General features: G+C 69.4%; 7 protein-coding genes. 6 read left to right on the forward strand and 1 reads right to left on the reverse strand.

What is annotated here, in order from left to right; genetic code table 11:
* From ACGFIW_RS09240 to ACGFIW_RS09250, 3 genes are all read left to right on the forward strand, one after another.
* A partial coding sequence (locus tag ACGFIW_RS09240) for a hypothetical protein (protein WP_393312275.1) occupies positions 1-747 on the forward strand: 747 nt, incomplete at its 5' end.
* 1384 nt (positions 748-2131) lie between these two features.
* Positions 2132-2473 (forward strand): hypothetical protein, encoded by a 342-nt coding sequence (locus tag ACGFIW_RS09245; protein ID WP_393312277.1) that lies wholly within the window; start codon positions 2132-2134, stop codon positions 2471-2473.
* A 540-nt stretch (positions 2474-3013) separates the two neighbouring features.
* Positions 3014-3820, forward strand: a complete 807-nt coding sequence (locus ACGFIW_RS09250) for an HAD family hydrolase (protein WP_393312279.1) — start codon at positions 3014-3016, stop codon at positions 3818-3820.
* Positions 3821-4056: 236 nt separating this feature from the next.
* Here ACGFIW_RS09250 and ACGFIW_RS09255 read toward each other — a convergent pair whose 3' ends face one another.
* Complete coding sequence (locus ACGFIW_RS09255; protein WP_393312281.1) at positions 4057-4803, reverse strand: oxidoreductase; 747 nt, start codon at positions 4801-4803, stop codon at positions 4057-4059.
* A gap of 331 nt (positions 4804-5134) precedes the next feature.
* Here ACGFIW_RS09255 and acs point away from each other — a divergent pair, with 331 nt between their 5' ends.
* The 3 genes from acs to ACGFIW_RS09270 all read left to right on the forward strand — a co-directional run bounded on the left by acs (position 5135) and on the right by ACGFIW_RS09270 (position 12940).
* Positions 5135-7099, forward strand: coding sequence for an acetate--CoA ligase (gene acs / locus ACGFIW_RS09260; RefSeq protein ID WP_393312283.1), 1965 nt, complete (start codon positions 5135-5137; stop codon positions 7097-7099).
* Positions 7100-7367: 268 nt separating this feature from the next.
* Entirely contained in the window at positions 7368-10163 is a 2796-nt protein-coding gene (locus ACGFIW_RS09265; protein ID WP_393312285.1) for an immune inhibitor A domain-containing protein, read from the forward strand.
* A 344-nt stretch (positions 10164-10507) separates the two neighbouring features.
* The gene (locus tag ACGFIW_RS09270) at positions 10508-12940 is read left to right on the forward strand and encodes an immune inhibitor A domain-containing protein (protein WP_393312776.1); all 2433 of its coding nucleotides are present in this window, start codon (positions 10508-10510) and stop codon (positions 12938-12940) included.
* Positions 12941-13083: the final 143 nt, after the last annotated feature.

The raw sequence follows: 13083 nt of genomic DNA on the forward strand, positions 1-13083 counted from the left end.
ACCTTGCGCCCCCGGAACGCCTGCCTCACCCTGCGCGCCCTGAGCACCCTGCGTACCGGCCTCACCCTGCACACCCTGCACACCCTGAGCGCCCTGCGTACCGGCCTCGCCCTGCACACCCTGAGCGCCCTGCACACCCTGAGCGCCCTGAACTCCACTGTCGCCCTGCGCACCTTGAGCACCCGACGCGCCCTGAGCCCCAGCGTCGCCCTGGAAACCCTGCACGCCCGCACCGCCCTGCGCGCCCTGAGCGCCGGCCTCGCCCTGGACACCTTGCGCACCCTGCACGCCCTGAACCCCGACGTCGCCCTGCGCGCCTTGAGTTCCCGTCTCGCCCTGGAATCCTTGAAAACCTTGAGAGCCCTGAACGCCTGCGTCACCCTGCGAGCCTTGGCCACCTTGAGCGCCCTGCGCACCCGCCGCGCCTTGCGCACCCTGAGGGCCGGCCTCACCCTGCGCACCCGCCGCGCCTTGCGCACCCTGAGGGCCGGCCTCACCCTGCGCGCCCTGAACACCTTGAGCGCCCGCATCCCCCTGGGCGCCCTCGGTTCCTTGGAGACCTTGAGCGCCAGTGCTGCCTTGAGCGCCGGTGTCGCCCTGAGCGCCAGTGCTGCCTTGAGTACCGGCGATGCCTCGGGCACCCTGGAAACCTTGCGCGCCCTGTGCACCTTGAGCGCCCGCATCGCCCTGCGCACCCTGGGCGCCCGTGTCGCCCTGGGGGCCTTGCGTGCCCTTGGGACCACGTGACCCGTGCGGGTACGGCTGCTTGCCCTCGTCGTGCTTTCCCCAGGGGCCCTGCCAGCCCTGCGGGCCACAGTCCGTCGACGTGCCGGGGAACTGGTCCGACGAATCAAGATCGCCGCCGTCCTGGCGGATGGTCGACCAGGACAACGGCCACCCGCCGTTCTGACCGAGCGGGCCCGGCGTACCGATGTGCACACCCCGGGCTGAGGACGTCGCTTCCTCGGGTCGCGCTGCGGCTGCCGGCCCGCCCGTCATTCCGACTACCAGCAGGGCCGAGCTCAGCCCTGATGCGGCGCGGCCATGTTTCAGGGCGCGCTGTAGCCGTCGGTCGTTGCTCATGACCCCTCCAGAGAGCCACTCCGGACACACCCAGAGCTACCATTTGATGACGTAAAGCTACTTGTTGGGCGAGTTGCAGGGTATTCGGCCAGCTAGTCCACTGGAGGCGGTTTAACGGCATATGCCCAGTTTTTACGTCAAAGTGGAATTTAGTCATGATTCGGCGCCCCGGACGCAGCTCGAGCAGCAAGCCGGAACCGCTCAACCGGAGGACTCGCAGTTCGGCGGTGAATCGCCGCCAGGCATGGCCGGGCGGTAGTCGCTCGACTCTTGACGTCGCGCGCCTGGCCGGACGTCGACCACAGCTCGCTCGCGCTCGCCTGGCAGGGCGTCAGCGTGTTCGCTGGAGTGCTGGTGGCCATCGGGGGTGCGCCGGCAACGCGCCGGTCGGGCACGTGCGCGCGACCGGGCATGCGACCCTTCCGAAGCATCCTGACGAACGACCACAGTGGGGCGACGGACGTCGCGGCGTCGCTGATCACGGACACCCGGTACGCATGCCACCGTCCTCCTCAGTGACGCGGCGGTGGGTTGCACGCCGGAGTCGCCCTTGCCGGCGTCGTCGCGGCGGTTGCCGCCGCCTGCCTGGCCTGGTGGCGGTGGCCGTAGTGGCGGCGATTCGGCTGGCATCCGCTCGTCGCCCGGGTCCGCGCCGTGATGGTCTACCGGCCTCGGTGGGCATCGGTCATGGCTACCTGCGGGTTGCCGACGGTATTCGGCGGTGACCGGTACGCGCCTCGGCTACTGCGGGTGCGCTCTGGCCGGTGGGGCGATGAGCTGACCGTGCGGATGCTGCCGGGCCAGATCCCTGACGACTGGGGGCAGGCCGCGGAACGCCTCGCTTACGCATTTCGCCTGCACACCGGTCAGGCCCGCTCGACTGCCCGGCCGGATCGGGTGGCGGTCCGTCTGATGCGCCGCGACCCGCTTGCCGGCATCGTCGCGCCGCTACCGGTGGCCGATGTCCCGGACCTGGATGGACTGGACAGGTGGCCGTGGAGACCCACGGCGGGATCGTGCTGCGGGCATACCGAAAAGTCGGGCTGGCGTGCGGGCGTTGCCCATGCCGCCGTTCCTTGTCGACGAGCTGCGCCAGCGGCGTGGCCCCGCCTCGCCGGACGGCCGGGCGCTGGTCTTCGCCGACCGGAACGGCGGGCCGCAGCGGCGGTCGAACCTCCGTCGGCGGGTGTGGCTGCCGTCGTTGGTGCGGGCCGGATTGCTTGGCCAGGTCACCGAGGTAGCGCCGGGCCGATGGATGGCGGAATGGCCAGACCGGGACGGCTGGGAGCAGCGGGCGGAGTTTGCAACGGAAGCGGCGGCGGCGCACGCGGCAGCCTCGGCAGTCGGCGAGCTGCGCTTCCACGACCTTCGGCACTCGTACATCACCTGACTGGTGACGGACGGCGTGCCGGTCAACGTCGTGCAGCGGGTGGTCGGCCACGAGAAGGCGTCGACGACGCTGGATCGGTACACGTACACGCCCGACGACTATGCCGACCGGGTCCGGCTGACCTTCGCTGACGATTGGTCGACTTTCCGCCCGTCGCCCCGACCGGCCAACCCGGGAGGTGTGCCTTCACCTGGCCGGGAGCGCTCCCCACAAAGGGACGACCCCCGTCGGGGGGAGACGGGGGTCGTCGAAGGTTCGGCTCCGGGGGGGTCGAGCCGAACCACTCAGCGGCCACGGGGGGTGCAACCGCTGAGGGCTTTGTCTGTTCGAGGATGTGAAAGCTCGTCGTACGGACAAGTCTGCCTGAGCGGACCCGTCACGTCGAGTGGTGTCGACCCCACTCACTGCGAAAATCTCCTCGCAGAGTGTGAGCGTGATCACGCAGAGCGGGATTAATGGGTGCCAGCCGGCAGGTCCTGGACGGGTGGCCTGCCCCCGGGCACCCGCCGACGATAGACCATCCAGCTAGACTTTCGCGCCGTGGGCCGAAGTGCCGCTTTCTTCGATCTGGACAAGACCGTCATCGCCAAGTCGAGCGCCCTGGCGTTCGGTCGGCCGTTCTACCGGGACGGGCTGATCACCCGGCGTGACGTGGTCAAGTCGGCGTACGCGCAGCTGATGTTCCGGCTGGGCGGCACCGACGAGCAGACCATGGCCCGAACACGGGACTACCTGGCTGCGCTCTGCAAGGGCTGGCAGGTGGAGCAGGTCCGCCAGATCGTCGCGGAGACACTGCACGAGTTGATCAACCCCTATGTGTACGCCGAGGCCGCCGTGCTGATCGCGGAGCACCAGGCGGCGGGGCGGGACGTGGTCCTGGTGTCGGCCTCGGGCGAGGAGATGGTCCGCCCGATCGGTGAGCTACTCGGGGTCACCGACGTGATCGCCACCCGGATGGCGGTCCGGGACGGCCGGTACAGCGGCGAGGTCGAGTTCTACGCGGCCGGCCCGAGCAAGGTCGAGGCGGTCGGCGAGCTGGCCGCCGTCCGGGGTTACGACCTGGCCGACTCGTACGCATACTCCGACTCGTACAGCGATCGTCCTCTGCTGGAGTGCGTCGGGCACCCGAGTGTGGTCAACCCGGACCGGCAGCTGCGCAAGCTGGCCTCGGAGAACGCCTGGCCGGTGCTGGAGTTCCGGCACCCGATCCCACTGGGCCGCCGCCTGCGGGAACGACCCGCGGTCCCGGTGGCCGCGGCGGCCTTGGGCGTCGGGGTGGGCGTTGCCATCGGCATCGCCTGGTACGGCCGCCACCGTCGCACCCGCGCCGCCGCCACCACCGCCTAACCACCACCCCACCCCCACGCCACCCACCCACCCACTCTCGCGTCGATCATGGAGTCGTGGTGGGCATCTTCGACCGATTGGTGCCTTTTGCGGCCCACCACAACTGCATGATCGACGCGACAGGGGCGCGGCGCAGGGGCGCGGCGCAGGGGCGCGGCGCAGGGGCGCGGCGCAGGGGCGCGGCGCAGGGGCGCGGCGCAGGGGCGCGGCGCAGGGGCGCGGCGCATGGGGTCCGCTCAGGTGGCGGCGAGGATCTCGTCGCCGATGGCGGTGAGTTGGTCGGCGCCGACCTCGACAGCCGACATGTAGTGGCGTAGCCAGGAACGCAGCCCGTCCGGGGTGCCGGTGGCGAACGCACCTGCCGAACCGACGTACTCGGGCTCGCGCTCGCGGTGCCCGACATCGACGGCGAGCAGGCCACGCGGGTCGAGGCCGCTGGCGAGCAGCACCAGCCGGGCCGCGCCCCGGGCGACCACGCCGGACGGCCCGGCGAACGGGCGCAGGTTCAGCAGCTCTCCGTGGACGACCGCGGCAAGCACCAGCGGGGAGACCTTCGTGCCACCGGCGACCAGCCCGGCGAGCCCGTCCAGCCGGGTGGCGACCACCGGGTCGGCCACCGGGCGGCCCAGCTCGGCTTCCGGCACGATGTCGCGCGCGGCGAGCACGTGCAGTTTCGCGAGCGCCTGGCGGGGTGCCTTCGGCCACAGGTCACTCAGGCCGGGCAGTGCCCCGGCGACCCGCAGGGCCCCCTGGAGCACCGGATCGGTCACGGTGCCGGCCCGGACCGCCTCGCGTTCGTGTACGGACCCCTCCAGGGCGGCGCTGGCTACCGCGGAGCGGAGGCTGACCTCGGCGGCGACCTGCCCACCGTGCCGGCGCAGCGCCCGGTGCCCGAGCGCCTGGTCGAATCGTTCCCGGGCCCGCTCGACGGCGGCGGGGACGTCGGCGAGCGCGAGCAGGGGCGCGAGCGGGTCGGAGGTCACCCCGTCACGCTAACGACCCGGCCCGGCCCGGCGGGGCGCACCCGGCCGCAGCGCGACCCGGGCCACCCGCCCCGGCGCCCCGTTCGGGCCGGCGCCCGTTGCCGGCAAGGTCAACACGGGTTCCTTGGAGTCGGGGTGTCCGCCTGGCCTGAACACCACGATTTCAAGAAACCCGTGTCGATCAAGTGGCACTGGTGGCGACCCGGGCCGTCGGGCGCGCGGCGGGGGCCACTCGGCGCGACGGGGCGGGCGGCGGTCGCCGCCCGGATGACCCGCGACTACCCTCGTGCCCAGCGAGACGCAGGTCACCCGAGGACGAAGGAGTCACGGCATGAGCGAGGCATTGGCCAATCTGCTGAACGAGACGCGCCAGTTCCCCCCGCCGGCCGAACTCGCCGCGCACGCCAACGTCACCATCGACGCCTACGCCGAGGCCGAGGCCGACCGGCTCGCCTTCTGGGCGAAGCAGGCCGACCGCCTGACCTGGTCGAAGAAGTGGGACGAGGTGCTCGACTGGTCGAATCCGCCGTTCGCGAAGTGGTTCGTCGGTGGGCAGCTCAACGTCGCGTACAACTGCCTGGACCGGCACGTCGAGGCGGGCCGGGGCGACAAGGTCGCGATCCACTGGGAGGGCGAGCCGGGTGACACCCGGACCATCACGTACGCCGACCTGCACGAGCTGACCTGCCGGGCGGCGAACACGCTGACCGAGCTGGGTGTCACGGCCGGCGACCGGGTGGCGATCTACCTGCCGATGATCCCGGAGGCGGCGGTCGCGATGCTGGCCTGCGCCCGGATCGGCGCGGCACACAGCGTGGTCTTCGGCGGCTTCTCCGCCGACTCGCTGAGCAACCGGATCCAGGACGCCAGTGCCAAGGTGGTGATCACCGCGGATGGCGGCTACCGGCGGGGCAAGCCGTCGGCGCTGAAGCCGACGGTGGACGAGGCGGTGGCGAGTTGCCCGTCGGTGGAGCACGTGCTGGTGGTCCGCCGCACCGGCGAGGACGTGGCCTGGTCGGCCAAGGACCTCTGGTGGCACGAGACGGTGGAGACCGCGTCGGCCGAGCACACCGCGCAGCCGTTCGACGCCGAGCACCCGCTGTTCATCCTCTACACCAGCGGCACCACGGCCCGGCCGAAGGGCATCCTGCACACCACCGGTGGCTACCTGACCCAGGCGTCGTACACGACGCACGCGGTCTTCGACCTCAAGCCGGAGACGGACGTCTACTGGTGCACCGCCGACATCGGCTGGGTCACCGGCCACACCTACATCGTGTACGGCCCGCTCTCCAACGGCGCGACCCAGGTGATGTACGAGGGCACCCCGGACACCCCGCACAAGGGCCGCTTCTGGGACATCGTCGAGAAGTACGGGGTCAGCATCCTCTACACCGCGCCGACGCTGATCCGCACGATGATGAAGTGGGGCGAGGACATCCCGGCCGGCCACGACCTGTCGTCGCTGCGGCTGCTCGGCAGCGTCGGCGAGCCGATCAACCCCGAGGCCTGGATGTGGTACAGGGAGTTCATCGGCGGCGGTGTGTTGCCCATCGTCGACACCTGGTGGCAGACCGAGACGGGCGCCATGATGATCTCCCCGCTGCCGGGGGTGACCGCGACCAAGCCGGGATCGGCGATGGCCCCGCTGCCGGGCATCGTGGCCGACGTGGTGGACGACCAGGGCCAGTCGGTGCCGAACGGTGGTGGCGGTTACCTGGTGCTGCGCGAGCCGTGGCCGTCGATGCTGCGCACCATCTGGGGTGACGACGACCGGTTCATCGAGACCTACTGGAGCCGCTTCGAGGGCATGTACTTCGCCGGTGACGGGGCGAAGAAGGACGACGACGGGCACATCTGGCTGCTCGGCCGGGTCGACGACGTGATGCTGGTGTCCGGGCACAACATCTCCACCACGGAGGTGGAGTCGGCGCTGGTGTCGCACCCGTCGGTGGCCGAGGCCGCGGTGGTGGGCGCGACCGATCCGACCACCGGGCAGGCCATCGTCGCGTTCGCCATTCCGCGCGGCAGCACCGACATCGCCGGCGACGCGGGTGAGCAGCTCATCGCCGAGCTGCGCAACCACGTGTCGAAGACGCTCGGGCCGATCGCCAAGCCCCGGCAGATCATGCTGGTGCCGGAGCTGCCGAAGACCCGCTCGGGCAAGATCATGCGCCGGTTGCTGCGCGATGTCGCGGAGAACCGGTCGCTCGGTGACGTGACGACGTTGCAGGACTCGTCGGTGATGGAGCTGATCTCCTCGGGGATGAGCGGGGCGAAGTCCGACGAGGACTGACGGCAGGCGTACACACCGGAGGGTGGCGGTCCGTGCGGACCGCCACCCTCCGTCATTTCTTACGGGTACGACTCACACCGGCGCACCGCTGTCACATCGGTCGGTCGGCCGACCCGACAGCGGCTAAACGGCCACAGACGGCGGGCCACCTCTGTCCTTTCGGCCAGTTGTGACTTAGGTTCACGCAGGTTGGGAGAGTTCGACACCTGTCACATCGACGGTCGGGCGACCCCACGTCCTCCTCCCCATGCCCGAGAAACGGAGCGGCATGAACCACAAACCGCAGTCCGGGTCGCGCCGACGACTACTCGTCGCGCTGCCCGCCATCGCCCTCGCGGCCACGTCACTGACCGTGACCGGCAGTGCGGCAGCCCAGTCGGCGTCCCCGACGCCCCGGGCGGTGATCGGCGCTGACGAGTACTACATCAACTACGCCGAGCCCGAGGTGCAGCCGGACACCACCGGCCGCGAGGTGAAGGGCAAGGGCGGCGTCTACACCCCTGCCGTGGAGTCCGCGCGCGAGTTCGACCAGAAGCACGCCCGGGGTAACCCGGTGACCGCCCGGCAGTTGGCCAAGGACGAGGCCAAGTCGCTGAAGACCGGTCAGAACCCCCGCAAGTTCAAGAAGGCGCCGACCACGCAGACGGCGAAGCTGTTGACGTTGCTCGTCGAGTTCAACGACAAGGCCAACGACGACTTCACCGGCGTGATGGTCCCGAAGACGGTGTTCGAGGACCGCACCTGCGTGCCAGGCACCGTGCAGAACGGACCGAAGCACAACAAGATCCCGGACCCGTCGCGGCTGCCGCACGAGGACAACAACTCGATGTGGGTGCCGGACTTCTCGCCGTCGCACTACAACAAGATGCTGTACAGCAAGAACGGCATCACCGAGCGGGTCCGCAAGGATCTGAAGGGCCCGGACGGCAAGAAGGGCATCGACCTCTCCGGTCGCACGATGCACAACATGTACCTGGAGATGTCCAAGAACGCGTACACGGTGGACGGGCAGTCCAGCCCGTGGATCAGCGTGCCGCACTCGGAGGGCTGGTACGCGGCCAACCGTTGCTTCCAGGACGAGACCGGCGCCTGGGTCCCCGGCCGGGAGCAGTCGATGAACGGCCACCCGGACAACCCGGCCGGTGCGGGCCGGTTGGCGACGGACGCGATCGACGCGCTCGCCGCGAAGGACCCCGCCTTCCCCTGGGCCGACTACGACATCGAGGACCAGGCCGACCGCGACGGTGACGGCAACGTCTACGAGCCGGACGGCGTGATCGACCACCTCGTGCTGGTGCACGCCGGGCAGGGCAAGTCCCGTGGCGGCGGCGCCGAGGGTGTGTACGCCGTGTGGGCGCACTCCTCCTCGGTGGCCGGTGGCTACAGCATCCCGGGCACCAACCTGAAGGTGTCGAACTACATCGTGCAGCCGGAGGACGCCGGCGTCGGCGTCTTCGCCCACGAGTTCGGCCACGACCTGGGCCTGCCGGACCTCTACGACACGTCCGGCAACGCCGACTCCGACGTGGACTTCTGGGACCTGATGGCCTCGGGCTCGCACTCGGGTGAGATCTTCCAGGCGCTGCCCACGCACATGGGCATCTGGGACAAGTGGGTGCTCGGCTGGGCCGACCCGCTGGCCATCCGCCCCGGATCCAACCCGCGTGAGGTGAAGCTCGGGCAGACCTCGCGTACGCCCATCGACGCCGAGGACGGCATCAAGGTCGACCTGCCGGACAAGGTGACGACGCTGGCCACGCCGCACAGCGGCACCAAGATGTGGCACAGCAACAACGACCAGAGCTGGGCCGACGTCAAGCTGAGCCGGTCGGTCGACGTGCCGTCGGCGGCGGACGCCAGGTTCTGGATGTGGAACAACTACATCATCGAAGAGGACTGGGACTACGGCTTCGTCGAGCTGTCGACCGACGGCGGCGCGACCTGGACCGAGCAGAAGGTGTACGACGAGAGCGGCGCGGTCGTCACCACGCCCGACGGCTACTCGGACCCGAACGGCCGGATGAACGACTTCGGCGGTAAGAAGTACGGCCTGACCGGCAGCACCGGCGGCTGGCGTCACGACTACGTCGACCTGTCGGCGTACGCGGGGACGACCGTGCAGCTGCGACTGCGCCAGGCCACCGACGAGGCGTTCGAGGAGCGCAACTGGTTCGCCGACGACTTCTCGGTCACCGGCGGCGGCGCCACCACGTGGAGCGACGACGTCGAGGGCGGCGCCAACGGCTGGACCGCCACCGGCGGCACCTTCGTCGACACCACCGGCGCGGGTTGGAAGATCTCCAGCGGCACCGAGGTGCACGCGCAGTTCTACCTGGCCGAGTGGCGCAACTTCGACGGCTTCGACAAGGGCCTGAAGTACGCGTACGACACGATCTACTCGCACGAGGCGTGGAAGGTCGACCGGCTCTCGTACAACGCGCCGGGCATGCTGGTGTGGTACCGGGACAGCGCCCTCGGCGACGTCAACCACGTCACCGGGCAGATGACCGCCCTGCCCAGCTACGGCGCGAAGGGCGGGTTGCTCATCGTCGACTCGCACTTCGACCCGTACCGCCGCACGGGCGAGGCGGCCGTGAAGGACCCGTCGGTGACGGACAACCTGCCCAGCCGTCCGCAGTCGGCCAACGCGGCCTTCGGACTCCAGAAGACGTACCCGTTCACGGAGTGCCTGGAGGCGGCGGACGAGCCGTACAGCGCGTACTGCACGAAGTTCAAGGCGCAGGCACCGGTGAAGTCCTTCACCGACGCCAAGACCTGGTACCCGGGCATCGAGATGCGCGACGGTGCCCCGTACGCCCGGGACAACGACGCGTCGGTGGTCGTTCCGTCGCGGAACAACGCGCCGTACACCACCCGGGTCACCCACCCGGACGGCAGCCCGGCGCCGGAGTTCTACGGCGTGACCCTGGGCGGCGGCGCGATCGTGCTGGGCACCGGCAACCCCGGTGACGCCGGCGTGAACTACGGCGTGTCGCTCACCGTCAAGAAGGCCGCGAAGGACAACTCGTCCGCCACGATCTTCGTCACTCCGGCGAAAAAGTAGTCGTCCGGTTGAGCGGTAACTGATTTCAGCGGTGTTGGTGGGGCCGGTGGCGGAGACGCCTCCGGCCCCACTGTCGTACATCGATCACATTGATCGAAATGTGTCGTTGCGCCCACCGGGCGGCCGGTCACCGCTGGTCAATGTGGCTGATGAAGCGCTGGGGTGTGACGGTGGAAAGCATTCCCAACAAAATCTTGCAACAAATCGACGCGTTCGTCTTCCCACCCGTCCCAGCAGTAACTATGTTCACCATTGGTCCCACTCGTGGGATCGATCTCCCACCGGCCTCTACCCCCGTTGGGCCGGTTCCCTCACACCGGAGGTACCACGTGCGCAAAGTCGCAGTGGGTCTGCTCGGGCTCTCACTGACGGCGACAGGCCTGGCTTTCGGCCCGTCCGCCTCGGCGGCGCCTCAGCCCAAACTGCCGGTAGCAGCACCCGCCGCTGCCGAACCGCAGGCGCTGAAGGATGAGCTTCCCGACAAGCTCGAGGACAAGCGCCGCGCCCTGCGTGAGCAGGGTCTCAGCGACGTGTTGAGTGGTCGCAGCAAGCCGATCGAGCGCAACGGCAGCACTGTCGTCAAGGTCGGCGAGGTCGGCAAGCCCGCCGCCAACGCCAAGGCGCGCTCCGCCGCCGGCGTTCCGCCCACCCAGGATCAGTACGTCGAGCTTGAGCGTGAGCGGACCGACAAGATCTTCGTGATCCTGGCCGAGTTCGGTGACGAGCGGCACCCGTCCTACCCGGACAAGGACATGAACCCGGACATCGCCGGGCCGACGACGTTCCAGGGCCCGCTGCACAACAAGATCCCCGAGCCCAACCGGGCCGTGGACAACTCCACCATCTGGCAGCCGGACTTCAGCCCGGAGCACTTCCGCCAGATCTACTTCGGCACCAACCCGGGCGACGAGTCGCTCAAGCAGTACTACGAGGCGCAGTCCTCGGGTCGCTACACCGTCGAGGGTGAGGTGACCGACTGGGTCAAGGTCCGGTACAACGAGGCCCGCTACGGTCGCTCCGACGACCCGAAGGCCGACGACGACGCGACCGGCGACCCGGCCGTCTGCGCGGACAACGTCTGCCCCAACACCTGGAACCTGATCCGCGACGCCGCGAACCAGTGGGTTGTCGACCAGAAGGCCAAGGGCCGGACGGACGCGCAGATCGCCACGGAGATGAAGTCCTTCGACCAGTGGGACCGGTTCGACTACGACGGTGACGGCGACTTCAACGAGTCGGACGGCTACATCGACCACTTCCAGATCGTCCACTCCGGCGGCGACCAGGCCGACGGTGACCCGCAGCAGGGTGAGGACGCCATCTGGAGCCACCGCTGGTCGGCGTTCAACAGCTCGCCCGTCGGCCCGCCGAACTTCCCGATCGGCGGCACCCAGATCGGCAACACCGGCGTCTGGATCCGCGACTACACGATCCAGCCGGAAAACGGCGGCCGCAGCGTCTTCTACCACGAGTACGGCCACGACCTGGGCCTGCCGGACGACTACGGACCTGCGGACAACAACAACGAGCACTGGACCCTGATGGCCCAGAGCCGGCTCGGTGCCAAGAACGACGCGGGCATCGGCGACCGTGGTGGCGACCTCGGTGCGTGGAACAAGCTCCAGCTCGGCTGGCTCGACTACAAGGTGATCGTTGCGGGCCAGGACAAGAAGGTGGACCTCGGCCCACAGGAGTACAACTCCGAGAAGGCCCAGGCCGCCGTGGTGGTGCTGCCGCAACGGGAATACACCTTCAACTACGGCGCACCTGTCGAAGGCTCCAAACAGTACTTCTCCGGTAACGAGGACGACCTCGACAGCAAAATGACGAGGACGTTCGACCTCACCGGTAAGTCCTCGGCGGCGCTGTCACTCAAGGGCAAGTACAGCATCGAGGAGACCTACGACTACCTCTACTTCGAGGCGTCGACGGATGGCGGCCAGACCTGGGCCGACCTGGACGGCACTGTCAACGGCCAGCCGATCGGCGTGGACGGCGCGGGTCGTCCGGCCCTCGACGGCAGCAGCAACGGTGCCTGGGCGGACATCAACATCCCGCTGACCTCGGTTGCCGGGAAGGTGGCGCAGGTTCGCCTGCACTACGTCACCGACGGTGGTGTCTCCGAGGGCGGCTTCTTCGGTGACGCGATCACCGTGACCGCCGACGGCCAAACCATCTTCAGCGACGGTGCCGAGACCGACGCCGGTTGGGCCCTGGAGAACTTCCAGGTGGTCGGCGCGACCTACACCCGACTGTTCGACAACTTCTACATCGCCGGCAACCGGTCGTACGTCTCGTACGACAAGTACCTGAAGACCGGCCCGTACTTCTTCGGTTACGCGAACACCCGCCCGGACTGGGTGGACCACTACGCGTACCAGGAGGGCCTGCTCATCTCGTACTGGAACACCCGCTGGTCGGACAACAACACCGCGCCGGCGTCGGCGGCCAACCCGGGTGGTCACCCGGGTGAGGGTCGCAACCTGTACATCGACTCGCGCCCGGAGCCGATCTACAACCTGACCGGTGCCGCGTGGCGGGCCCGGATCCAGGTCTACGACGCGCCGTTCAGCCTCAAGAAGGCCGACTCGTTCACCCTGCGCCTCAACAGCCAGCCGCAGTACATCCGCGGTGAGGCTGCGCAGCCCCTGTTCGACGACACCAAGAAGTACTTCTACGAGGAGCTGCCGAACCACGGCGTCAAGCTCCCCGCGACCGGTGTCAAGATCAAGGTTCTGGAGCAGGACGGCACCTCGATGAAGATCCGGATCTTCTGACCGACGATCCCGCACCACCCAGCGGGGGGGGGGGGCCGGGGGGGGGGGGGGGCCCCCCCGGGGGCCCCCCCCCCGGGGCCCCCGGGGCCGGGGGGGCGCCCGGGGGGGGGCGCGGCCGGCGCCCCCCCCACCCGGGGGGCCCC

This window comes from Micromonospora sp. NPDC048935 (assembly GCF_043197875.1).
Taxonomy (GTDB): domain Bacteria; phylum Actinomycetota; class Actinomycetes; order Mycobacteriales; family Micromonosporaceae; genus Micromonospora.

Excerpts from the sequence above, each read along its gene's own strand:
- ACGFIW_RS09265 (WP_393312285.1), top strand. The coding sequence starts at position 7,368 with ATGAACCACAAACCGCAGTCCGGGTCGCGCCGACGACTACTCGTCGCG.
- acs (WP_393312283.1), top strand. The coding sequence starts at position 5,135 with ATGAGCGAGGCATTGGCCAATCTGCTGAACGAGACGCGCCAGTTCCCC.